Origin of the sequence: uncultured Metabacillus sp., from assembly GCF_947503125.1 — a bacterium.
Lineage (GTDB): Bacteria > Bacillota > Bacilli > Bacillales > Bacillaceae > Metabacillus.
Genome location: NZ_CANNCR010000043.1, coordinates 14,518 through 38,566 on the forward strand (window position 1 = coordinate 14,518; position 24,049 = coordinate 38,566).

The following is a 24,049-nucleotide window of genomic DNA, read 5'->3' on the forward strand; positions in this document are numbered from 1 at the left end:
CAGGGTGGTGGTTGTCAAAACTTATTTATCTTGAGAACCACCCTTATGCTTGTGACGGCGCGGGGTGGTTTCCTTGTTTTCTAATACGTTTTTCCGAAAGAAATCAGCACTTATCTCACGTACAATTCCCTTCAGAGCTTCTCGTAGAAATTCAAGAAATGTCTCCATGATTATCACCTCCTTTCCTTTACAGAAAGAAGACTGACAACCAACCACCCTCACAATATTCAGCTGCAAGTCAAGTCTATTCTAGCGTTTTTCTAATTATATTACTTCCCTCCTTCGACAAAATTCGCGTGCACCATACTTCTTATATTTACACCAATCAAAAAAATTTTAAATTACACGCTACTATGCACTCCTCTTCCCTATATATAAAGGGTGAAAGGAGGTGATCGAGCATGGCGGTTGCAGCATTACTAGATTCCCAATTAAGCCTTGTGTTCGACATGGGCTTAGACGAGAACGGAAAAGTGAAGACGAAACGCAAAAACTACAACAATATCAAAACCTCAGCGACACCTGACCAATTGCTTCAAGTTGCACAAGCAATTGTAAGCTTACAAACTGAAACTCTATTATACGTTGAGCGTAACGACACGAACCAAATCACGGCGTAAGGTTTTTAGTAAAAAACGATAGAAAGGAGGTAAGGACATGGAGAAAACACTTGAGCTGCAATTTTTAAATACAGCCGGGAAAACAGTGAAAATCAGCATTGATTCACCAGTCGAACCCATTGATCAAACTGCGCTAAACGCGGCGATGGATCAAATTTTAGCCGCTAATATTCTTATCTCAACAGATGGGGACTTTGTTGCTAAAAAAGGTGCTAGAATCATTGATCGTAATGTGACAGATATTCCGCTTGCATAAGTGGGGTAAGGGCTGGCAGGTTGGTTGGAGTCAGCCCTGTCTTTCTTACGTTGATCATTTGGATGAAGGATCATTTATCGGCGAATTCTCGATTATATCAGCGGAATTCCAATTTTTTCCGCGTTTTTCCAATTTTATTAGCGAAATCCCAATTTCATCTATGACTTGCCGGTACTTTTCGGCGGATCCTTTTTAGACTCTTTTTTCAGCGACTTACCGCCATTTTTCAGCGATACCCAGCTACTATACTACTTAAAAAAGAGGTGAAAGACATGGAACAGTGGTTATCTGTTATTAGCGAAGTTGGCTTTCCTATTATCGTAACCTTGTATTTATTGAATAGGATTGAAAGCAAGCTGGATACTTTGAATCAGTCGATCCAGATGCTTCCTTCTCAGTTGCAAAAGCTGTAACGTGAACTTATGTAAAGGGGCGCATTAAAGTTCACAGCTACTATTACTTTGCGCCCCTCCAATTTACATATATTTAGCCAAACTTTTACATTGATTTACAATATAATCGTTTATAATAATAGGTAAAATGAACCATTTCAGGAGGCGATTTCATGAGCTACAGAGAAGATTACCTTCCACAAAGCTATATTTCCCGCAAGGTTTCACAGCAGGTTAATGAATACGGGGATGAAATCGAGCTGGAAACGATTCAGTATCATGATCACTGCCGTGCGGTTGCGACGATTTGCCAGGAGGAACCTCCTTATAAGGATTACTTTGCAGAAGCGACGGACCATACGGTAAGAGGAGCTGCTAGAAAAGCACTTAAAGAGCTATATTTGCAGGCTTATTCTTCCTAATTTTTGTATACTCCTGCCGCTCCCAGTTTTATATTATATACGTGCGGGAACACTCGCCAACCTCTACCGTTTAGGCGGAGGCTGTAAAAATTTATATATTTTTTTGAGAACCCCCTTTTGCTTGCGACAGTGCAGGGAATTTCTTCTTTATATCGTTTTTCAAAAGAAATTGACAATCACTTCAGGCATCCGCTTCATATTAAGGTTTATATCGTGTATAATAAGAATATAATAAAAAAGAGAAGTGCGCGAACACTTCTCTTTACAGCCTCTACCGTCAGGGTGGTGGTTGTCAAAAAATTATTTTCTTTGAGAACCACCCTTTTGCTTGTGACGGCGCGGGTGGTTTTCTCGTTTTCTAATACGTTCTTCCGAAAGAAATAAGCACTTACTTCACGCACAATACCTTTCAAAACTTCACGTAGAAATTCAAGAAATGTCTCCATGATTATCACCTCCTTTCCTTAAAAAAAGAAAGAAGACTGACAACCAACCACCCTCACAATATTCAGCTGCACTACTATTCTACCATGTCCTATCAAAACAAATAACCTAACAACCTTCGACAAATTTCGGTGTTACCACCCCCGAATTATGTAAACGTTTATCCTCCTTTCTTCCTAAACAAAATTACCTTTCCTTAAAAAGGATTTTACAATTATTTGCTAATGTTAAAAATGGAGTTTCCTAGTCTAGTAGTTGGAATTCTATTCATCTGTTACATATCAAATACAAGAGGAGTTTGAGACAAATGCAAAAATGGTTAGTTGGTTTGCTTGCCTTTATGCTGGCTGTTCCAATGAGCGTGCAGGCTGAGAATGAGGCATCCTCTGTTGCACAGGCGAGGTCAACGTCATCAAACAAATCGGAACCGGTCACCTTTGTTGGACCGGCGGGGAAAACACTTGTTTCGAATGAAACAACGACACCGGTTGGCCCGGGGATTAAGCTTTCAAGTTTTGAGCGGTTTGATGCGCGCGGCTGGTTAAATGGGGAAATGATGACAATTGAATTGGAAAATGAAAACGTTTCGTTGGACCTGCTTCATCCTGGTTCGATCGCGGCGGCAGTACCCCTGTCTGAGATGGCCAAGCATGCAGGTGCCATTGCCGGGGTAAACGGTGATTTTTTTGATATTAACAACACAAAGGCACCACTTGGGGGAGCGATTCAAAGCGGCCAGTTGATAAAAGGTCCTGAGGGCTCACATACGTTAACGGCTGGAGTGGACAAAAGCGGAATTGGCCGGATTGCCAATCTCCTTCTGGAAGGCAAGGTTACTCTTCCAAATGGAACACATTCTCTTGCTGCTTTTAATCAGTACGGACTTCCTAAGGATGGAATTGGCTTATACACATCGGTATGGGGAACGAAACAAAGATCATCAAATGCTACATATGAAGTCGTTGTTCAGGATGGCAAGGTGCTTTCTGTATCAAATCAGCCTGGAAGCGGGCAAATTTCCGAAAACAGCTTTGTATTAGTCGGCAGAGAAAAAGGGGCCGAAGCGTTAGAGGGCTTATCGATTGGTGATAGTGTAACCGTTGATTACGCCCCTAAAGTGGATGGCGACAGCATTTTGGACTTTGCAATCGGCGGGAATATCAAGCTGATGGAAAATGGCGAGATTCCAGCAAACTTAGATGATACGACAGCTGCACCGCGCACAGCGGTTGGCTTTTCTAAAGATGGTAAGAAGATGTTTTTAGTTGTGGTGGATGGACGGCAAATTGATAGCCGCGGGATGACCTATAAAGAATTAGCCGAGCTGATGAAGGAATACGGCGCCTACAATGTGCTGAATTTAGATGGCGGAGGCTCTACAACCATGGTGGCTCGTCCGCTAGGTTCCACAGTTGCAGAGGTTGTCAATCAACCATCTGACGGTTCTGAGCGTTCAGTGCCAAATGGAATTGGCATTTTTGCAAAACGAGGCAGCAGTAATCTGAAGGGCTTTAAAGTTGAAGCTGCTTCCGAATTGGAAAACAGTCATCGCGTCTTTCCAGGGTTATCAAGAACCTTCAAAGGTACCGGGTATAATGAAAATTACGCCCCGGTTGCAACCGGCAACATCACTTGGCAGACTTTGCCGGCTGATGTCGGTTCCTTTAAAGTCAACAACATTTTTGCAGCAAAAAAATCAGGTTCTGCGGTCGTACAGGCTCAAGCAAAATCGGTAAAAGGAACAATGGACATCACCGTCCTTGGCGAGTTAGCCAAAATTGAAGCAACTCCGTCTCGTCTAAGCTTGGAAATGGGGCAAAAACAAAGCTTCTCCATTACCGGCTATGACAAAGACGGCTACTCAGCACCGGTTGAGCCACGTGATGTTCAGCTGGACTATGATGAAGCAGTTGTCGACATCACGGAAAACAGTGATGGCAGCTTCACTGCAGTTCCAAAGGCGGAAGGCGAATCAGCTCTCATTACAGTGACGGTACAAGGACATAAAACCTATCTTCCTGTCACAATCGGCCTTTCAACAAAGATGGCTGACGACTTTGAAGATCCAACTGATTGGTCGTATACAACCTATCCTTCAGCAGTAAAGGCTTTAATGGAATCTGTTAGCGGAAGAAATGGACAAGGCCTGCAGCTCTCATATGATTTCTCGACAACAACAGCAACGCGGGCAGCGTATATCCAAGCAAACCCTATGCTTGAACTTCCTGGTGAAGTGCAAAAAATCGGCTTATGGGTGTATGGTGATGGAAAAGGAGCTTGGCTGCGCGCTGCGATTCGGGATGCTGCTAATACAAGCTATACGTTATCATTGGCGAGCCAGATCAATTGGACAGGCTGGAAATACGTGGAGACTTCAGTTCCAGCGGGAATTCGCTATCCAGCCAAGCTATGGCGAATTTATCCAGTTGAAACGGATAGAAATAAACAATATACAGGAAAAATCATTGTTGATGACCTAACGGTAAAGGTACCGCCAACTCTTGAAGTTCCAGAGCAACAAGAATCTCCGGATCCACTGATTATTTAAAACGGAGAAATTGCTAAAAACCATTGGAGATTTGCTGTTCTAGCTGACAGCCAGTTTACGGCAGCATCACCTAATAGCCAGCAGGTGCAAATGGCGCGCGAATCAATTCGACAAATTGTCAAAGCAAACCCTGATTTTCTCGTGGTTAACGGAGACTTGGTGGACACGGCTTGGAAGGAAGATTTTGAGCTTGCGAAGAAGATTTTAGCTGAAGAGGTTGGCGACAAACTGCCAATCTATTATATCCCAGGTAACCATGAAATCATGGGATCAGGATCGCTGGACAATTTTATCAATGTATTTGAAAAGAATCGCTTTACTTTTGACCATAAAGGAACACGGTTCATTCTGCTCGACACATCAACAGGAGGCTTGCGCACAAGTGATTTTGATCAATTAATCGAGTTGAAAAAATCCCTTGATGAAGCGGCTGCCGATCCGAAAATCAACAATGTTGTCGTAGTCGGCCACCATCCGACACGCTCCCCGCTTCCTACAAAAAACAGCCAGCTCAGTGATCAAAAAGAGGCGGATTTACTTGAGGGAAAACTCTTTTATAAGGAACAAAAGGAAGCATCCTTTTTACCGACCAGGATGCTTCCTTTTTATTATCGCTAAACGACCGTATCTACTTAACCCTTACTCCACTTTTAATTAAGTTGGGTGGAGTTTCCCCCTGTAATCCGGCAACTAAATTGGTTGCTGCTAACATGGCCATTTTCAAACGAGTTTCATAGGTGGCAGATCCGATATGCGGCAAAGTCACGACATTTTTCATTGAAAGCAATGGGTTTTCTGGTTGCACCGGCTCTTGAACATAGACATCCAGTCCGGCAGCAAGAATTTGGCCCGTTTTTAGTGCATGGATGAGGGCTTCCTCATCTTTATTCCTCCCTTCTTAGCTCATTTAGAAAAAGCTGATTGCTAATTGTACGGCTGACCATATGGCTAAGCCCGACGATAGAAATAGACACACATTTTCAAACCAGTTGTTTCGATAGTTCCCCATCAAACTTTTTTTGTTAGAGAGGATCAGCATTCCGATGGCAATGACCGGAAATCCGACAACATTTAACGCATTCACCACAATGGTAAGAGTAATAAACCCGGGCATACCAGGAATGGACCAAATAATCGGAGTCACGAGGACAAAAATCATGATCCACTTCGACATCGGATCTTTATTATATTGACCTTCATATTTGTCACGTCTCTTTTTATTAATGACATAATAAGCATCTGTGACTAACCGCGGATAACCAGTTGACTTCCCAACAATACTAGCAAATAAGACCGCAAAAACACCTAGATAAAAAATCAGCCAGCCTGTTTGACCTAATGACAGTTGAAGAGCCTGCCCCAGATCGGTAATGGTTTCTACATGAATATTATTTGGCCTTAAAATTTCCGCCCCTACAATCCAAATAGCCAAATTTATAACGATACAAACACCGATCGCAAATAACAAATCATTTCGTTGTACTTTTAAATGATTAGGATTTACCCATCCTTTCTCTTTCATGAAATACGGATGCACAAAGTTAGAGATAGAGCCTGCCACTGCACCAATAATTGAAACCGCCACCAAAAGCGCTCCATGGACACCTGTATCACTTGGAATACTAAAGCCGATCGTTCCTTTAACGATTTGCCCTACATCCGGTGTGGATTGAAAGGCTAAAACGAGGAAAGCAATGGTCATTAGTGCCAAGATAATCTTCATCACATTTTCGATTGTATTGTAAATATTTCGACCAATTAATAATAAAACTAATCCAACAACAATAACCGAACCTAGAAAAGGTTGATTGATATGCAGCAAAATCGATAATACTTCTCCAGCTCCCTTAATCATGTAGGAATTAAATAGATGTCCCATGATTAAGGCATAGCCAAATAGAAAGTAGCCAAAAAAAGGATGGAGTCGTCCATATCCTTCCAGCAACGTCAAACCTTCTGTATTACATAGTTGAAACCGAGCAATGACATTCACAATGAGATAACGAAGTAATAAGGATAGCGCGAGGATCCACATTAAACTATAGCCATAATCCGCTCCTGCTACCGATGAGGTCACTAAATCCCCTGCACCAAGCCACGTTAAAACAGCGAGAATACCTGGGCCATACGTACTTTTAAACTTCGTTATGATATTACTTTTCTTTTCCCTAATCTCAGGGGTGGTTACAGTAGATTCAGCAAGGTTTGATTCGTTTTTCACTGGCCTTCCTCCATTCAAATAACAATGTATTCGCTTTCATTTTTTTAGTGAACAAAACACCTATCATCTTGCTAGCTGAGCTTTTTAACGAGCATCACTTTGATATTGATGTCACCAAGTAAAAAAGTTTATGGGGGGTGGTTCCACAAATAGGCTTTAATGGATTCTGAAACAACATGATGGAAGGACATCTTTGCAGTCCGGTTTTTACTGCTTTGTAGTAGGGAATTTCAATAATCAAAGAAGAAAAAAATAATTAGTGTGACTTAAACTTAGTGGATTCTTACAAATTAAGTTCCTTCCTTTTGATTAGTAACCTCCCTCTGTTTAATTTTTTGAATATTAATACTTTTATATAGTAAGACAAATTAAATTGTTCGTCAATATTTATTAACATATTTTTAAACGCTTCCATTCCTGTTATATTAGTAGTTTTTATCCTTAATAGTCCTATTGACTTATGTAATGTATAAACTTAAAATTTTAAACAAGGATATGAAGATCAAAAACGAAAAAGGTGTAAACATGAGTCTTAATCATCTCTCATCTCAAAATAGAAACACCCTTGGAAGGGCTGCCTATGAGAAAATCCGGGAGGAAATTATCAACCTAAACTTTAAACCGGGACAAATGCTATCGGAAAGCGAACTTGCTACGACTCTAGGAGTTAGCCGCACACCCATTCGAGAGGCTTTTTTAAGGCTCTCACATGAAGAGTTGCTTGAAATTCTTCCCCAGCGAGGTGCACGTGTTGCTTATATTTCATTGAAAAAAGTAGAAGATGCCAAGTTTGTAAGAGAAAGCTTGGAAATAAGTGCGTTTAAATCAGTAGCGAGAGCCTGGAATCCCGCTGACTTACGTTATAAAGAAATGTATGAAAAAGCGATTCATCTGATTGAAGAACATCAACATGCTGCTTTAAAACAAGACCATGTCCTATTCATGCAATTAGATGAAGCTTTCCATCAACTGTTTTTAGATCTTTTGGATAATCCGACATTACTTTCGACCGTTTCCCAAATGAAAGGTCATTTACACCGTATGAGATATTTAGAGTTAGAAACTCCTAACCATATGTCAAATGTGATCAAGCAGCACCAAGATATTCTTCAAGCCATTTCCTCTAAAGATGAGGCGGGAACAGAAAAAGTAGTAAGACACCATTTTCATCATAAAAAAGACGAAGTACCAAAGGTCATGGACATGTATCCAGAGTATTTCAAATAAGAATAAGCCTATTCCACCAAACAGTGAAATAGGCTTATTTGTTATTCTATCCTTACCTCCAGAAGACAAATCGCAAGCAAGATTGGTTTTAACCTTCATACGTCGGATGACGGATAATAATTTAGTCGTTCGTCTCCGTTTTGTCCTTCATACTTTGGATGAAGGACATAATTCAAACTATCAAGCTCAAATCTGGCAATTCATTCCCGTGATGAAAGACAAGGCTCAAGCCTTCAAAGCTCAGCTCTGCCCTTCATAACAAAAGCTATCAAACTAAGATTCCTTGGTTGAAGGACATATCCAGCAATCTTTTAGTAAGTTAATATCACCTTCGTAACCGTATTTGGGTGATTTTTAGCGATTAAAATTGCTTCTTCAATTTGTTCAAATGGTAAGACGCTGCTGATAAAATTTTCAGCTATATCCTTGTTGTTCTGCAAGAAGTTCAGCACCTGCTGATACTTGTTAACACTATGCTTTGTCCCATGTAATTCAATATCTTTTTTCGTTAATAATAAGCCGGGTAATGTGATCTCCTCTCCTGTTAATCCAACAATTACGATTCTCCCTCCGGCGCTAACAAGATGCACGGTTTGTTCAATCGTTAACGGAATACCAGCCGACTCGATTACAATATTTGAGCCTTCCCCATTTGTCATTTCGTCAATCGCTTGAATCACGTCTGTTTCCTTTGAATTGACTACAACATCAGCACCATATTCTTTTGCACGGGTTAATCTTTCCGGTACAACATCAACAGCATAAACGGTAACATCATACTGCCTTTTAATTTGGGCTAAAATGTTCAAGCCGATGGGACCCATGCCTAAGATTGTGACAGTTTGCCCATCTTTAAGTTTCGCCCGATCGATCGCTTGAGCACCAATTGTAAAGGGTTCACATAAGGCGCCGACTTCAAAGCTCATGTCATCCGGCATTACATGAACATGATTTTCCGACAGAGCAAGATAATCGGCAAAGCCTCCTTTTTTGACAGAGCCAATCATCCTTAAGTTGACACATACATTTGTTTTCCCAATTCGGCATGGATAACAATCACCACATGGGACGGCCGGTTCAATGACAACCCGCTCCCCCACTCTCCGATCTTTGACTTCAGACCCGATTTCCTCAATAATTCCTGATAACTCATGGCCAAAGATTTGCGGATAGTTGGCATAGGGATTGGATCCATCATAAAAATGAACATCACTGCCGCAAATCCCTGCTGCTTTTATGTGAACGAGGACATCGTTTGGTCCTACTTCCGGTTTTGCCACATCTTGAAATTCGATTGTGAAAGGTTTTGTCATGACAGCTGCTTTCATAATTCTACATCCTTCCTATTCCTTCACATTGCTCATATAGTACTTACGCTCTTTGTTGTTGTCTGCGCCAATTCGTTTTGTTTTCTTCTCTCAAACGCATCCCATAAGCCCCAAAGATACATGATGCCAAGCGCCCGATCATACAACCCATAGCCCGGCCGGCATTTTTCATTCCAAATATGTCTTCCATGGTCTGGTCTGGCGTAGCCTGTAAACCCATTTTGATGATAAGCCTCAACAATACCAGTTATATCGACTGAACCATCTTGAGTGCGGTGAGAGGTCTCAATAAAATCACCATTTTCATAGATTCGGACATTGCGAATATGGGCAAAAGGAATGCGGTCGGCAAATTCATTGATCATGTTAACAATATGGTTATCAGGGTTTGCTCCTAATGATCCGCTGCATAGCGTAATCCCATTAGACGGGCTGTCGACAAGCGTTAATAATCTTCGAAAATTTTCCTGGCATGTCATAATCCGCGGCAGCCCGAATACTGGCCATGGCGGATCATCAGGATGAATCGCCATCTTAATATCATGAATTTCTGCAACGGGAATAATTTGCTCTAAGAAGTATTTCAGGTTATCCCATAAATCTTCTTCTGTCACATGTTTATAGGCATCAAATAATGCTGATAAATTTTTTAATCTCTCTGGCTCCCAGCCCGGCATCGTTACATCACTGCCGGCTATTTTCTCAACAAGCTCATATGGATCCATCTGATCGACCTTGCTCTTTTCATAAAACAAGGCCGTTGAACCATCCTCTAATGGTTTGTACAGGTCTGTCCGTGTCCAATCAAAAACCGGCATAAAGTTATAACAAATCACCTTTACCCCAATTTGTGCGAGATTTTCAATCGTTTTTTTATAGTTTTCGATATATTGATCACGACTAGGCAGCCCAAGCTTGATGTCTTCATGGACATTGACGCTTTCTACCACCTCAATGTGTAAGCCGTATTGGTCAGCTTGCTCTTTTACCTCTTGGATACGTTCGAGCGGCCATACCTCTCCCGCCGCGAGATCATGAAGGGCCCAGACGATTCCTTCCGTACCAGGGATTTGTTTTATTTGTTCCAATGAAACGGTATCATTGTTTTCCCCATACCATCTAAAAACCATTTTCATTACTTGTACTCCTCCTCAGATTTCTTCTTAAAGAAACAGCCTACCACACTAATATACTAGTAAGACTAAATAAAAACCGGTTTATGAAAACCGCTTAAACAATATAATTCGATAAAACAATGAAAAAACCTTTAAATCACGTTCTCTTTTAACAAATTTGTTTTATGTTTATGAATCGGTCTAACAAATTTTATTACGGCCAATGAGGCGAAAATGGCAAGGCCTCCTGCCAATAGAAAGGCAATTGTATAAGTACCCGTTACTTCGACAAGATATCCTGTTAATGTCGGCCCAATAATTCCTGCTGTATTAGCTAAGAAGTGCATAAATCCCCCAACAGATCCTACATTATTTTGATCGACAACATCCTGGACAATCGCCCAATAAATCGAGCCAGTCAAATATAAGAAGAATACAGATAAAGCGACTAATGTAACAGCCGACACCGTGGTCGTAACAAGTCCGGCAAACCCGATACAGACTGCAGATAAAAACAGGCAGGTGACTAACACGACTTTACGTGCAAATAATGCCTTACCTACTTTCTTATAAACAAAATCAGAAACAACTCCGCCTAAAGCGAGTCCAATGAAGCCTAATACCCAAGGAATCACTGTCACAACACTCATTTCTTCAATACTTAAGCCGCGAGCATTTGTTAAATAGCTTGGGAACCACGTCAAGAAGAAAAACAAAATATAGTTATAGGCAAAGAAAGCAAAAGCGGTAAATAGGACCGTTTTTTGTTTTAAATAAAAGGTTAAAGAGTTTTTTTCCCCTTTTACTTCATGATTATCCAGCTTGGCAGTACGTTTTGTTTGGTTGCTTTCCTCTGAAGGCTTATCTTTAATAAAAAACCACCAGCCGATGGCCCATAGCAGTCCAATGACCATAATGAGAACAAAAGAGATTTTCCACCCATAATTTAACGCAATGATCCCAACGATTGGTCCGGAAATGGCGCCTCCTAACGGTGTACCGCTATTGGCCAATCCAATTGCACTCGCGCGTTTATCGGCCGGGAACCAGTTATTCACCATTTTATTAATGGTTGCTGATAATGGACCTTCCCCCATCCCAAAGAGAACACGAATAATAATCATGCTGATAAAACCAGCTGCCAGCGCTACAGCCCCGCTGAATAAGGACCAAACGATCATCGCAACAAATAGCGTCAGCTTTGCACCATAACGATCTGATGCGATTCCGCCGACAAAATTAAAAATCGCATACCCTACAGAGAAGCTGCTAAAAATGATCCCTAATTGCGTTGGTGTTAATTGCAAATCCTCGGTTATAAAAGGTGCGGCAATCGAGAGAGCTGATCGGTCTAGATAGTTGACAACACCTGCCAAGAAAAGAAAAAGTAATACAGACGTTCTTCCTTTTGAAAACATATCTTTACCTCCTCATATCATTTGCATTTCACATCAATGAAACCGTTTACTTTTGCTCGCAAAAAAATTTACCCCTATAAATGTTTTCACCCCACTTTACATGTAAGCCCCTTCATTTTTCGTAATTGAAAAGCGCCTTACAGAAATAATATCACACTTCCACACTAGTATACTAGTGTTTTAGTTAATTTTTTTTGAAAAATTCACATTATTATGGATTCATAGAAAAAAATGAAGAAGCTGAACCAATGTCTTTGTGATGATGACAGTGATTCAGCTTTAATGAACGGTTTTAATCAAGCGATCCATTTAAAACGCTTTCAACAAAGGCCAGTGTTCGATCAATAATGATCTGCTGATCATAATCAAGGGTTGCAACATGATAGCTGTTAATTAATTCCACGAGCTGCTTATTTTGTGAAGAAATATTCTTGTAAATATAATGGGAATTTGTTGGCGGCACCACATGATCCTCTGTCGAAACAAAGATCAAAGCGGGGCATGTAACAGCCGACAGCTTTGCTTTCACACCTTCCATCAACTTTACAATTTGCTTTAATGACTGAACAGGGGTCTTTTCATATGCCAATTCGGTTATGTCCTTATTTTTAAGGTCAGATCCGATTGCATCTAAAAATCTGGCTTCTGTTTGTTCAAGCTCTGCAAAATCAGGAATGTCAATCGCTGCGTTGATCGGAATAATCCCTTTAATCTCAGGATGATTTTCAGCTAGATACAATGTCAGCGTTCCTCCCATGGAAAGACCGGTAACAAAGATTGTCTCACAGCGCTCCTTCAACCACTGCAAGCCTTCTTCAACAGAAGCAATCCAATCGTGATAGGTGGTTGTTTCCATCTCTTCATAATGAGTCCCATGTCCTTTTAGCCTCGGCCCACAAACCGTATAGCCAGCCTTTGCATAAGCCTCTCCAAGGGGACGCATGCTTTGAGTGGAGCCTGTGAAGCCATGCGATAACAAAATCCCGACTTTACTTCCTTCAAAATAAAAAGGTTCCGCCCCTTCTATTATTGGATATTTTTCTGGCATTCTCATCCCTCCAATCAAGTTTTAACCACTTCTCTTATTGAATTCGATAAATGGTGGAAATTACCTGCATTTGAGTGATGACGAATACTCCTCCATCATGTAAAACGAAAATCACACAATAACGTCATTTTCTTCAATTCCTTTAGGTAGATAAGTTCATTATCTCTAAGAAAAAACGAAGATATCAGCCAAATTCCCCTTCCCTTACGCGCCATAAGGAAAGTTTCTCATAGAAACAGAGCTTGCTATTCTCAAATTACCGCGGAATAAAGTAAGAATGCATTCTTAAAAAGGATTCTTACATGGTCGAAGATAAAAAATTTGAGGAACTGCATGATCAATATAAACCAATGATCTTTTATATTATGAGAAATTTATCCATTTATAAAAATGAACAGGAGTTTTATCAAATTGGGTGTATTGCCTTATGGGAGGCCGCACAACGCTTTAATGAAGAAAAGGGACATTTTCAGTCATATGTTTATGCATATATCAGCGGGCGAATGAAAACAGCCCTTACAAGAGAAAGGAGAAGAATGGATAAGGAATGCCAGCTTGAACAGGACGGAAACCTTGAAGACGCAGGAGAAAGCGATTTTATCCCCATGCTAATAAATTCCGTTATTGACGACATTTCCGCCCTTTTAACGGCAAATCAAAGCAAATGGTTAAAAGCATACTGCCTATATGGGAAAATGCCAGCTGACATTGCAAAGGAGGAAGGAGTATCCGTTTCTGCCGTGAAGTCTTGGCGGAGGGATGCCATTGCTAAGTTAAAAAAGCATTTTAGTGAGGAGTTTTTGAGTATTATGTAGCATTTATATAAAAGGCAGGGAACGATAAACCATGAAAATTTAAGTTTTCATGGTTTATCAACCTGTAGTATTAAACTCTTGTAAACTGTTACCTTTCTTTACTTGGTAGTGACCAGAGAAGTTAGGAAGGCATGAAATTTTAGACTGAAAATGTATGAAGGTAACAAAAAATAGTGATCATTTACAAAATGACTTATAAGTATAACAATGGATGGTGAACGGAATGGATAAACAAATTTTAGAAATCTTATTGGCATGACTAAAGGATATGAAACAAGTAAAAACTGATATCCAAGAAATGAAAGGAACTGTAAACAGAATTGATGCATCCCAAAATGAGGATGTGGTGAGAATGTTGAAAGAGACTAAAAAGAAAACGGAATTCGAAGTCTAAACAACAGATTAACAGAATTAAACAAACGATTGTTTAATATTGAAAAGCGCATTGAAAATGAACCCTTAAAAGCTCTGGTAATAACTAGCGCTTTTTTTGAGAATTAAATATTTATATTTCCTCTGCTATGTGATTAGCTTATGTTGAGACAGGGATAAACCATGAAAATATGGTGTTTTCATGGTTTATCAACCTGTAGTGAAATGATTTCACACTTGAGTTAATAAAGGAAATGAACGTTCATCAACTTTCTGCTCTTGCCGTTCATATTTTACTTCCTTCCCCCCCAAATAATTGATGCTGCATTTCTCTTTTCGATCGAGAGTTTCATTTTTCATTTCAATCAACAATGAAACTCTCCGGCGCAACCTCGCGCAAGAAAGGGCTCGGTTCACCTACACTGTACAGCTGCAGGTGATGCATAGCTCGGGTGCAGGCGGTGTAAAACAATCTGCGCAGGCCCTCATCTCCGTAACTTTTAGCTGATGCGTCATAAATAATCACCGCGTCGAATTCGATCCCTTTGGCCAAATACGCCGGTATGACGACAACGCCTTGCTCGTATTCAATCGATCCGCTCTTCACAAGCTTAAGTTCTTCGATGCCGCTCAAGGATTCATATGCAGCAATGCTTTCCGCTGCAGATTTGCAGATAACCGCTATTGTGTGATACTGCCGTTTCCGCAATTCTGCAACTTTGGATGCGATGGAGCGATGCAATTCAGCGCGATTGGACAATTGTGTCAATACAGGCCTCTCGCCATCGCGTTCAAAAGGGGTAATCCGTTCACTATTTGGTACGAGTCCGCGTGTAAATTCGACGATCGGTCTTGTCGATCGGTAGCTGCGGGTCAAGTTGATCACTTCCGTTTGATCAGGACCGTAAAGGCTTGTAAGCGTGTGGAAATCAACCATTTCACTGGCATGGGCGAATATCGCTTGGTTAAAGTCGCCGAGCACGGTCATTCTTGCCGAAGGAAACAAACGTTTTAAAAACTCGAATTGAAACGGAGAATAATCTTGCGCCTCATCAACAACGATGTGTTTGATCGAGTTGTTCGTCTGAAAGCCTTGAATTAGCTCTTTCATAAGTAAAAACGGAGTAGCATCTTCGTAATTTAATTTACCTTCGTCCAGCATGTTCACAGTCGCTAGGCAAATATCCGGCCACTCCTCGGGTGCTTCCTGATCCATCCACTGTTTGATCTTGATGGGATCGGTAAAAAACTGCTTGTATATTCCTTTAATGTCGATGAAATGAAACGCCTTGATCCGTTTGCGCAACGGCTTTAACTTCCGGCGAACAATCAAGCGAGCTAACGCTTTAGGCTCCATTTCATAATCATGAATCGCCTCTCCTTTAAAGCCGCGTTTTTTCGCTAAGTAGGTACGTGCTTTATGGTATTCCTCATTGCTGAGCAGTTCGATTTCCTCCTGAACCCATGGCTTAGTCCGTTCGCGCTTCTCGGTTTCATCTATTTGCTTCATTAACCAATCCTTCAATTTTTCAAGTCTGCCATGAAAACGAAGCGAGGTATCGCTGCTATAAAACGTTTCCGCGATTTGTTCAGCACTAACAATTGTCCTTCCTCTGAAGGTAATTCCATTGAATACCATTCCGGATAATTCCAGCGATTCCCTGTATGATTTGATCGCCTCAAAAAAACAGTTGGCAGCCTTGAAGCGGATGCTCGCAATCCTTGTTTCGTATGATGGGCTATCCACTGCAGTCAATACATATTCCAATTGATCATAAGGATTCTCCACTTGAAACTCAGCATTAAGCCGATGATCCAAGTATTCCTGGAATGTGACCTGCTGCATATTCTCTTCGCCGAGTTCTGGCAACACATTAGAAACGTAGCTATTAAACATCGAATTAGGCGAAAAAAGAATGATTTGATCGGAATTCATCATATCTCGATATTTATAGAGCAAATAAGCAATCCGCTGCAGCGCAGCCGATGTCTTACCGCTTCCAGCAGCACCGTGTACAATAAGCACCCGCCCGCGATCGTGCCTGATGATCCGGTTTTGTTCCTGTTGAATGGTGGCTACGATATTGTGCATATGTTTGTCTGTCCCTTTACCAAGCACCTGCTGCAAAATTTCGTCACCAATCGTGAGACTGGTATCGAACATCGATTGGATCATGCCGCCGCGGATGAGATATTGCCACTTTTTCTCCAGCATGCCATGGATGTCTCCACCAGGTGTCGTATACTTGGCGGGACCAGGCTGGTAGTCGTAGTAGACACTCGAAATCGGAGCCCTCCAGTCGTAAACAAGGAAATTTTCACCGCTTGCATCCGTGAGCGTTGAGATGCCGATATAGATTCGTTCCGCAGTTGAAGTTCCTTCTTCAATGAAATCGATTCGGCCAAAATAGGGCATCTCTTTCATTCGCCGCAGTGCAGATAATCTTTTTGATACATGTCTATGGGTGCTTTGGCTTACCGACAAAGCTTGAGCCTCTTGTCTCAAATTGATGATCGTCTCAAGAAAATCGTCAAAGGTATCAAGATTAACCTTTACTTCATCCCAAAAGTGTTTGCGGATATTCACAACTTCCTTCCGACGTCTGGAAGTTTCGCCCTCCAATCTACTGATTTGCTCTGTAATTGTCTCCATGACAGTGTTCACTCGTTCTTGCTCCTGGCGAAGTTCCATGTTCATACCAAACACTCCTTCAAAAAAATAAAAATAGGGGTTGACTGAAAAGGATTTTATGAATTATAATTAAAATAGGGATAATTTATACAAAAATCCATTAACAGCGTGCATCTATATAAATTTACCACAGTTACTCATTTTTATCAATGGATTTATCGCGATGATGGGTCATAAGTGTGCAAATTTAAAGATGAAAAACTATTAAAACAATGCTATCTACATATTCCCCTTGCTAAATGATGAAATGGATTTTGCAAAATTTTCTCTCCCATCAATATGTTTATTTTTCAACCTGTCGAAATTGACTATGTCTTATTTAACCAAGCTGTTGTTTACAATTTCCTGGCTGATTAACTAGAACTTTTTTCTTACTCCGTTAATTATTGGTATTATTCTTAAAGAAGGACGCATCCCTTACTGCAGAAACGCCCCCTATTGCAGAAGACTTCTTTATTTTTATTTAGCGAATTCCTTTTCAGGCAACCCCAATATGTCTGTATTTTTAGGTATATGACCAAGTAGACGTAGCATTGCGACAATTTGTCCTTTATGATGTGATTCATGAGTAATTGAATGGATTAGTAATTGATGTGGCGTTTTTCTTACAAACCCACCGCCCGCTTTCCAAGAAGGCTCTTTTTCGATAAACTCATCAAATTTGTTTTTGAAATGTTCAAATACACTCTCTACATATACATCAGCTTGTTGAAAATAGCGTTGAATATCATCTATCTTCATATTATTAATTACTTCCTTCGTAAATAATGGTGATGATGTTTCTGAAAGTACAAAAGAACCTAGCCAAGCATGATAGCAACCTGCCAGATGAACTAAAGAATCTCTAATACTCTGAAAACCAAATTCAAACTCTTTAGTAAAGTCATCTTCATTTAATTCTCTACACTGGTCTAATAAAATCTGACGTGTTTGTTTTACCCATTCATATTCTATCTTTTCCATAGCATCCTCCAACCCCTTAGATATAAAGGGAAATTTTTCTTTTTACTATACACCAAGTTACAATTTCATTTTACCTAATTTGTTTTTTTATTGAGCTACCCTAAAGGTTAATAATACTCCTTCATAATCCCTTCCTACTTAGCAAAATATTCTTCATCCGTTATGCTACAATCTGGCCCTTTTCATGCAAAAATGCACAGTTCCTTACTCTGGAAATGCGCCCTTTAATTTGAATAAAAAAAATTAAGTTATGTTTATGAAAGTCAGTTATGGTCTATCTTCCTTTTATTTGTTTTCATTACTCGTATTCACATTGAGTAGGGTTAATAAATTCAGGAAATGTTCTACATATTTTTTCATATGTTGAGAATTGGGGATTATTCGAAATAACTGCAATACTATCTCCGTCATAACCAATCCAAAAGATACTTGTATCTCCCTCTATTTTCACAATTACTGCTTCGGCAATTTTATCTTTCCAATTACCTTTCCACTTCCTTTTTTCTATACTGAAAACGTCTTTACTCATTGACCATAACACCAAATCATTTCCACTACCAAGAGAAATAAAAAAGGGGATAACCTTTCGGAATTGCTTATCACCCTCAACTTGAGTTACCAAAACAGAGAATTGATCTGTATCAAATAAATTTCTATAGCCAATATTAGACTTCTTACAAGTAAGTACATATTCCTCCTTCCAGTAAGAAGGAATTTGAGCACAAAAATAAATAGGATACGCTTTCAGTTTTTCCATCCATAGAGGAAGCCAATTTTCATCACACTTTGGTAGATATATATTGCTAATATCAAAGACATATTTTGTAGTACCTTCAATTGCAAATGGGAAAAAACCACCAGCATCGGGTTCGTCACAATAATAGTGCTTTGGAAAATATCCAATTTCTACATCCATTCTTAATCACCTTCTCATTTTCCTTCCAATTCATTATTACAGGATTGCGCCCGATAATGACTAAATCATGATCTCAATCTTAAAATCAATTAATTTTTCTTTCACTAAAGCACCCGTTAGCTTTATAAAGAGTATCCAATTTTTCCTATAATTTAAATATAAAGAATAGGGATAAATAAAGCTAAACCGAGACAGATAACAGCTGCTAATTTTGACTGTTTAGTAATACGTTCATCATTCTTATATAAGTTTTCAAAAAATGTAAGAGTGAAGTAAAAACAGAAAACAATGAGTAATAATGAAATAATTCCTACCCAACTTGCTATTTCTATATTATTCAAATTACCCTCTCCTTGTTTGAAAAAAGCCATCTATTTCAATAATCAAACTAATCTTGACTGGTTACTATCCAATCATATAGCTTAGATTTTTATTAATTTTATCCTTATTTTACCATTATTTCTTGTATAACTATTTGCCCCTTTATTTGAAGAAGATCCCCAAAGGAATATGTATACAAACCTAGTCAATAAATGCGATGTTATAGGATTAAAAAAAGGATTTTCCATATTCTTAAATTTCGCCCTTTAAAAATTTAAATTGTTATAAAATGGAACATATACATTAGGAGGTTTTTTTATGGGAAGAGCCATTTCAATATCTATGTTAATTTTTTTTGGTAGTGTGATACTGTTTTACCTACTCGTTTGGTTATTTAATGATCAATCAGGTGCTTTTTCAATCGGGATTATTTTGTTTTTGTTATTGTCTATCATAATTACTTTATTAATAAGGATTTTGGAATCACTGAAGAAAAAGTAATGTTAAAGCTCTTATGGGGCTGTTGACAAATACCTCTTCAAATAAAAAGAAGATGAACCTCTAGAATTTTTGCTTTAATTGTAAATTCATTGCCGGTCAGTCTTTTAGTCTAATAATGGAATCTATAGATGAATTCCTCCGACCTGCACCTTAAATGAATTTAATTAAAAATGGGGAGTGTAAATAATGTTAGCTATTAGACGAATGAAGCCACACACTGGCCATTATTGACATTAAACAAAGACCTTTCCAACGAAGATCCTTGTTTAATGCTTGTTTAAGATTATTACTACTTGTTTAATATAAATTCCCACTTATTTTTTCTTTATTTCTCTTCTTTAATTTCAGTACTTGTTACGTATTTCTTCTGAAGATCCATATAAACGCCAACTATTCGATTTGCAATTTTTTTATTTACGGGGTCTTGGTCTGAGCCAGCCCAAGGGACAACAACGCTAAATGCAATTTCAGGATTTTCAGAGGGATAATAGCCAACAAAGTTTAAGTTATTTGTTTCTCTTCCCCAATAAGCGCGTTTAGGTCCATAATAAAGTGTTTGTGACGTACCTGTTTTACCTGCCACATCATATTTAATGTATGCCCTAGCTGTCCCGCGACTTCCAGAAACAACTCGTTTAAATCCTTGTTGTACTCGTTCAATATCTTCTGATGTGTTTTTTACTTTATTTAATATAGCAGGAGATTTATCTACAGCGATTGGACCAAGTTCTCCGTCATTAGACGGGGTATGAATACTTGTTACAATTCGCGGCTGAACACGATAACCACCATTCGCAATAACCGATACATATTGAGCTAATTGGAGCGGCGTATAGGTGTCGAATTGGCCGATAGCAATATCTAAGAGTTTACCGCCAGTATCTGGGGTGCTTATTAAACCTGCAGATTCTTGTGGTAAATCTATACCTGTTGGTACCCCTAAACCAAATTGCGCAAAATAGTTTCGCAGCTTCTGAAAATCTTCTTGTGTTACATTAATCGGCCCATTTTTCACATAGGTAATGTCAGCGATTCGCATTGCGACATAAAACATATAAACGTTAGAAGAACGCTCTAAAGCGCTTAAATCATTAACATATCCCAGGTTACTGTAAGATCCCTTTGGGGGTGTTCCTCTAAAATAAAGTTTTGAATCATAATAACCTCGACCATGCTCCATACCGTCTTGATAACCTGAGAGAACGGTCGCTCCTTTTACAGTTGAACCTGCCTCGTACTGGGAAGTAAAGGTACCAAATGCATAGTCAAGCATTTCACCCTCTTCATCTATTAGTTTACCTGCCATCGACAAAACATCGCCCTGGAAAGGATCCATCATCACGACAAATGCACGATCCAACAAGTAGTTTCCATAACTGCTTCTTGCCCTGCGTAATTCCTCTTCGATAATTTTCTCTACTTCCATTTGCAGTTCGATATCAAACGAAAGCTTTAAATCATGTCCTCTTTGTCCTTGATCAACGACTTCTTTAGAAACGATCGTTCCATTTTTATCTGTGATATATTCAATTTTTGCTTTTCTTGGATGAAGGTAATCTTCATATTGATATTCAAGATAGCTTTTTCCTACCCGCTCATTACGTGAATATCCTCTTGCCGTATAAAACTCCTCACGTGATTGGAGAATCCCTTGTTCAGGTGATGTGATACCGCCAAAGATCGTATTTAAAGAATCATAAGGGTATGCGCGATCCCAATCGGTAATAATATCGACTCCGGGCAGATCCTCTAAATTTTCGGCGACTGTCGCAATTTCTTCTTCTGTTAAATTTAATGATTTTACGATTTGCGGCTCATATTGATAGCCTGATGAAAAACGAGTGTAAATATAAGCAAGCTTTTGTTGTTCGGGATTTTGTTTAATTGCTGCTATTGCTTCGTTCGGTACACGATCAACCTGTAATTTGTACGTTTCAGCTGGTTTTAACTCTAATTCTTTTTTTGTAAGCAGCTTTTCTGCTTCTTCAGGATGTGATGCGATCCAATAGTCACGAATATCACGTTCTTTTAACTCTTTTTTTAAATAATCAGGCTGATAGCTAATGTATTTCGCAAGTTTATTTGCAGTTTCTATCTTGTCTTCCGTTTTTGTTGTTTTTTCAACGGTGTATGTAATAGCTTGTACACTTTTATTATCAACAACAACCCGATTGTAACGGTCGTACATTTTTCCACGAGGAGCTGGAAGACTTGCAAAATCTGATTCAGTCCGTGATACTTCTTTAGAAAAATCCTCACCCTGGACGATTTGCACAATTCCAAGACGAATAATGATGGCAACAAACAATAAAAAGATAAAAAAGAATAAGACATTAATTCGGATAAATCTTGATTTTTTTAGCACACGCTGTTCGGATGCACTTGCCCCCTGGTCCGTCAAAATAATTCCTCTCCTTACATTTTCCGGAAATCTATTCTTATAGTATTATATTTCTCTCCATATGGATAGTCTTATTTAACTAATCTTCTATGTTATGAATCCTTTTGAAGTGTGCTAATAATATTCGACCATAAAGTCAAACCCACCCGTTGTAACGAGTGGGTTTGACTAATCTTTCAAACAATGGTGCGGACCTAATATGTATATGGTAAAAAAAGCAAAACTTCCCTTTAATCATTTGAATGAATACTCCAAGTAGTTGTTTAACTTGCCCATTGTTTCAGAACTTGTTCTTTTGCAATTTGATAAATTTCTTTTTCTGATTTGTTTTTTGGGGCTATTACATTCGTTTGATAAATTTTCCCCTTGAATGTTACATTGATTGTATACTTGTACATGTTGTTCTTTCACCTTCCTTTTTAGCTATATTGTAAAGGTGATATTTTAAGTTTTGATAGATTTTATGTAAAAGGTTTATTAAAAGGTTTACCTCTCTTGTAAAGTAAAGATTATCATTTAATTCAAGTTTAAAAAGATAAGTGTCAACCTAATCGTTACGTTCTTGCGCCTGATTACGGAAGATGAAACAAATTTATATCGTCTATTTATCGGTAATTATTATGTCTAGGTTTAAATAAATCCTCTTGTGCCCTTCTAACATCAGAAAAATGGTCAACATTATAATGACCATCAAGGATTTCATTATGATGCATGATGATCTGTTCGGCAGTTAAAGTTGAGGAATCAGTCGTTGAATGTCCATCCTGAACTAAAGTGACATCAAAATGATTGACTGTAGCAGCTCTTACAGCTGTGTCTATACAATGTTCTGTTTTGCACCCCATAATAACTAGATGTTCTACCTTGCTTTCTTTTAAATAGTTTAATAAAGGGGTTCCATAAAACGAATTTGTTGCTTCTTTATCAAATATTTTTGACTCAGTAGGCACGTTAATATCCTGATGTATTTGAAATCCTTTGCCTTCGCCTCCTGCTACATCTTTATCTCTCATAAAAACCACTAAAGAATCGGTTTCAATCGCCTTTTTTATCACCACATTAATATTTTTTATTAGATTTTCCTTTTCAAAAACACTTTTTTCATGATTACCATCAATTAATTCTTGCTGGGCATCAATAATTAACAAAGCTTGTTTCATGGATAAACCTCCCTTTTGCTTTATTTAACTTGCTCTCTTACATCCTTTTCGATTCTATTGGGCATAAAATCGACCTCCTTACCATTAAAGCTTATTTCGTTAAAAAGGTTCTATACTCCTCTTTTTAACACCTATATGGATAGCACGTATGGGGGATTAACCCTTTTCTTACCTCCAGTGAGATATAAGTTTCACGTAGTCTGTTCCTAAATAACTTCAGCTTTCTTATTTCGAATATAGTCCCAAAAGCCACAAACACACAACACGCTCCCAAAAAAAGTAATAAAGACAGCAGGAGAAATTATTTTTACAAAAGAAAACCCAATCATAGTAACACCGACAATTAAATAGTGATTAACAGCATGTAATCGATAGGTCTTCTGCTCTATATGCCATGCACGAAAGTAACCCTGTAAAAATCCTAAGATGATTTGCAATAGAAGTGCAGTATAGGGAAGAAATTCAAACGAATCTTTTATACAGCCTACAAATATATATACAAAACCCATCCCTGCATATATAAAAGGGATATTAGAATTATTTTTATTCTTTTGCGACTGAAAGACACGATAGCCCCAAGCAGCTGCAAAAGAAAAAGCGGCAAATAACCATGCAAATAAGGTGAAGGTCAAAGATATTTCTTTTAACCACACAATATAATATGGAAAAATAGCGACCTGTCCAACAGTTACAATAAGGGGGATATACCGTTCACTTTTATTTTTCATGTTGTACCTCTTCACTTGATGTAATAGTCATAAAATAAATTTCGAAAGACTTCGTTTGGATCTCTGGTATGTCAACACTAAACTAGACACTTTTTTTAAGGTGAATATTTTTATATTCAATGGGACTTAGATAGTCAAGCG

The 24,049-nt window shown here is 38.9% G+C and carries 24 protein-coding genes and 1 pseudogene; 8 read left to right on the forward strand and 17 right to left on the reverse strand.

All coding sequences use genetic code 11. The features are described 5' to 3' along the window. Positions 1 to 21: 21 nt before the first annotated feature. Entirely contained in the window at positions 22 to 168 is a 147-nt protein-coding gene (locus Q1B07_RS19990; protein WP_299093754.1) for a hypothetical protein, read from the reverse strand. A 233-nt stretch (positions 169 to 401) separates the two neighbouring features. Between Q1B07_RS19990 and Q1B07_RS19995 the strand changes: the two genes are divergently transcribed. From Q1B07_RS19995 to Q1B07_RS20010, 4 genes are all read left to right on the forward strand, one after another. Continuing rightward, positions 402 to 620, forward strand: coding sequence for a DUF1659 domain-containing protein (locus tag Q1B07_RS19995; RefSeq protein WP_299093753.1), 219 nt, complete (start codon positions 402 to 404; stop codon positions 618 to 620). Between the two features lie 37 nt (positions 621 to 657). Next, positions 658 to 876: a DUF2922 domain-containing protein gene (locus tag Q1B07_RS20000; protein ID WP_299093752.1), complete on the forward strand. Its 219-nt coding sequence runs from the start codon at positions 658 to 660 to the stop codon at positions 874 to 876. Positions 877 to 1,148: 272 nt separating this feature from the next. After that, entirely contained in the window at positions 1,149 to 1,289 is a 141-nt protein-coding gene (locus tag Q1B07_RS20005; protein ID WP_299093750.1) for a YvrJ family protein, read from the forward strand. 152 nt (positions 1,290 to 1,441) lie between these two features. Continuing rightward, the gene (locus Q1B07_RS20010; protein WP_299093748.1) at positions 1,442 to 1,690 is read left to right on the forward strand and encodes a hypothetical protein; all 249 of its coding nucleotides are present in this window, start codon (positions 1,442 to 1,444) and stop codon (positions 1,688 to 1,690) included. Between the two features lie 206 nt (positions 1,691 to 1,896). Here Q1B07_RS20010 and Q1B07_RS20015 read toward each other — a convergent pair whose 3' ends face one another. After that, positions 1,897 to 2,136, reverse strand: coding sequence for a hypothetical protein (locus Q1B07_RS20015; RefSeq protein WP_299093747.1), 240 nt, complete (start codon positions 2,134 to 2,136; stop codon positions 1,897 to 1,899). Positions 2,137 to 2,441: 305 nt separating this feature from the next. Here Q1B07_RS20015 and Q1B07_RS20020 point away from each other — a divergent pair, with 305 nt between their 5' ends. Both Q1B07_RS20020 and Q1B07_RS20025 read left to right on the forward strand, forming a co-directional pair. Further along, on the forward strand, positions 2,442 to 4,682 hold the full coding sequence (locus tag Q1B07_RS20020; RefSeq protein ID WP_299093745.1) for a phosphodiester glycosidase family protein: 2,241 nt from the start codon (positions 2,442 to 2,444) through the stop codon (positions 4,680 to 4,682). A gap of 9 nt (positions 4,683 to 4,691) precedes the next feature. After that, on the forward strand, positions 4,692 to 5,300 hold the full coding sequence (locus Q1B07_RS20025) for a metallophosphoesterase (RefSeq protein ID WP_299093771.1): 609 nt from the start codon (positions 4,692 to 4,694) through the stop codon (positions 5,298 to 5,300). A gap of 10 nt (positions 5,301 to 5,310) precedes the next feature. Here the strand turns inward: Q1B07_RS20025 and Q1B07_RS20030 are convergent. Both Q1B07_RS20030 and Q1B07_RS20035 read right to left on the reverse strand, forming a co-directional pair. Then, positions 5,311 to 5,577: pseudogene (locus Q1B07_RS20030) on the reverse strand (NAD(P)-dependent oxidoreductase); the annotation flags it as partial. A gap of 12 nt (positions 5,578 to 5,589) precedes the next feature. Further along, positions 5,590 to 6,903 (reverse strand): Nramp family divalent metal transporter, encoded by a 1,314-nt coding sequence (locus tag Q1B07_RS20035; RefSeq protein WP_299093743.1) that lies wholly within the window; start codon positions 6,901 to 6,903, stop codon positions 5,590 to 5,592. 525 nt (positions 6,904 to 7,428) lie between these two features. On the opposite strand from Q1B07_RS20035, the gene Q1B07_RS20040 reads away from it, so the two are divergent. Continuing rightward, positions 7,429 to 8,130 carry a GntR family transcriptional regulator gene (locus Q1B07_RS20040; RefSeq protein ID WP_299093741.1) on the forward strand — a complete coding sequence of 234 codons (702 nt, stop codon included), beginning with the start codon at positions 7,429 to 7,431 and terminating at the stop codon, positions 8,128 to 8,130. Positions 8,131 to 8,441: 311 nt separating this feature from the next. Here Q1B07_RS20040 and Q1B07_RS20045 read toward each other — a convergent pair whose 3' ends face one another. From Q1B07_RS20045 to Q1B07_RS20060, 4 genes are all read right to left on the reverse strand, one after another. Next, positions 8,442 to 9,458, reverse strand: coding sequence for a zinc-binding alcohol dehydrogenase family protein (locus tag Q1B07_RS20045; protein WP_299093740.1), 1,017 nt, complete (start codon positions 9,456 to 9,458; stop codon positions 8,442 to 8,444). A gap of 32 nt (positions 9,459 to 9,490) precedes the next feature. After that, positions 9,491 to 10,594, reverse strand: a complete 1,104-nt coding sequence (uxuA, locus tag Q1B07_RS20050) for a mannonate dehydratase (RefSeq protein WP_299093738.1) — start codon at positions 10,592 to 10,594, stop codon at positions 9,491 to 9,493. A gap of 131 nt (positions 10,595 to 10,725) precedes the next feature. Beyond that, positions 10,726 to 11,991, reverse strand: a complete 1,266-nt coding sequence (locus Q1B07_RS20055; protein ID WP_299093736.1) for an MFS transporter — start codon at positions 11,989 to 11,991, stop codon at positions 10,726 to 10,728. Positions 11,992 to 12,283: 292 nt separating this feature from the next. Next, a complete protein-coding gene (locus Q1B07_RS20060) occupies positions 12,284 to 13,039 on the reverse strand; it encodes an alpha/beta fold hydrolase (protein ID WP_299093734.1) in 756 nt (251 codons plus the stop codon). 302 nt (positions 13,040 to 13,341) lie between these two features. On the opposite strand from Q1B07_RS20060, the gene Q1B07_RS20065 reads away from it, so the two are divergent. Beyond that, a complete protein-coding gene (locus tag Q1B07_RS20065; RefSeq protein WP_299093732.1) occupies positions 13,342 to 13,854 on the forward strand; it encodes a sigma-70 family RNA polymerase sigma factor in 513 nt (170 codons plus the stop codon). A gap of 603 nt (positions 13,855 to 14,457) precedes the next feature. Here Q1B07_RS20065 and Q1B07_RS20070 read toward each other — a convergent pair. The 9 genes from Q1B07_RS20070 to Q1B07_RS20110 form a co-directional block, all read right to left on the reverse strand. Next, on the reverse strand, positions 14,458 to 14,595 hold the full coding sequence (locus tag Q1B07_RS20070; RefSeq protein WP_299093730.1) for a hypothetical protein: 138 nt from the start codon (positions 14,593 to 14,595) through the stop codon (positions 14,458 to 14,460). After that, positions 14,588 to 16,924, reverse strand: coding sequence for an RNA polymerase recycling motor HelD (gene helD / locus Q1B07_RS20075; protein ID WP_299093728.1), 2,337 nt, complete (start codon positions 16,922 to 16,924; stop codon positions 14,588 to 14,590). Before helD ends, Q1B07_RS20070 begins: the two co-directional genes overlap by 8 nt. Before the next feature lie 453 nt (positions 16,925 to 17,377). Continuing rightward, entirely contained in the window at positions 17,378 to 17,881 is a 504-nt protein-coding gene (locus Q1B07_RS20080; protein WP_299833433.1) for a DinB family protein, read from the reverse strand. Between the two features lie 298 nt (positions 17,882 to 18,179). Beyond that, positions 18,180 to 18,797 carry a hypothetical protein gene (locus Q1B07_RS20085; RefSeq protein ID WP_299094241.1) on the reverse strand — a complete coding sequence of 206 codons (618 nt, stop codon included), beginning with the start codon at positions 18,795 to 18,797 and terminating at the stop codon, positions 18,180 to 18,182. Between the two features lie 152 nt (positions 18,798 to 18,949). Continuing rightward, on the reverse strand, positions 18,950 to 19,138 hold the full coding sequence (locus tag Q1B07_RS20090) for a hypothetical protein (protein WP_299094240.1): 189 nt from the start codon (positions 19,136 to 19,138) through the stop codon (positions 18,950 to 18,952). Positions 19,139 to 19,944: 806 nt separating this feature from the next. After that, positions 19,945 to 22,020, reverse strand: a complete 2,076-nt coding sequence (locus tag Q1B07_RS20095) for a penicillin-binding protein 2 (protein ID WP_299094239.1) — start codon at positions 22,018 to 22,020, stop codon at positions 19,945 to 19,947. Positions 22,021 to 22,283: 263 nt separating this feature from the next. Further along, positions 22,284 to 22,418, reverse strand: coding sequence for a BA3454 family stress response protein (locus Q1B07_RS20100; protein ID WP_299094238.1), 135 nt, complete (start codon positions 22,416 to 22,418; stop codon positions 22,284 to 22,286). A 207-nt stretch (positions 22,419 to 22,625) separates the two neighbouring features. Then, the gene (locus tag Q1B07_RS20105; protein ID WP_299094237.1) at positions 22,626 to 23,180 is read right to left on the reverse strand and encodes an isochorismatase family protein; all 555 of its coding nucleotides are present in this window, start codon (positions 23,178 to 23,180) and stop codon (positions 22,626 to 22,628) included. A 206-nt stretch (positions 23,181 to 23,386) separates the two neighbouring features. Beyond that, positions 23,387 to 23,908: a hypothetical protein gene (locus Q1B07_RS20110; protein ID WP_299094236.1), complete on the reverse strand. Its 522-nt coding sequence runs from the start codon at positions 23,906 to 23,908 to the stop codon at positions 23,387 to 23,389. Positions 23,909 to 24,049 lie beyond the last annotated feature (141 nt).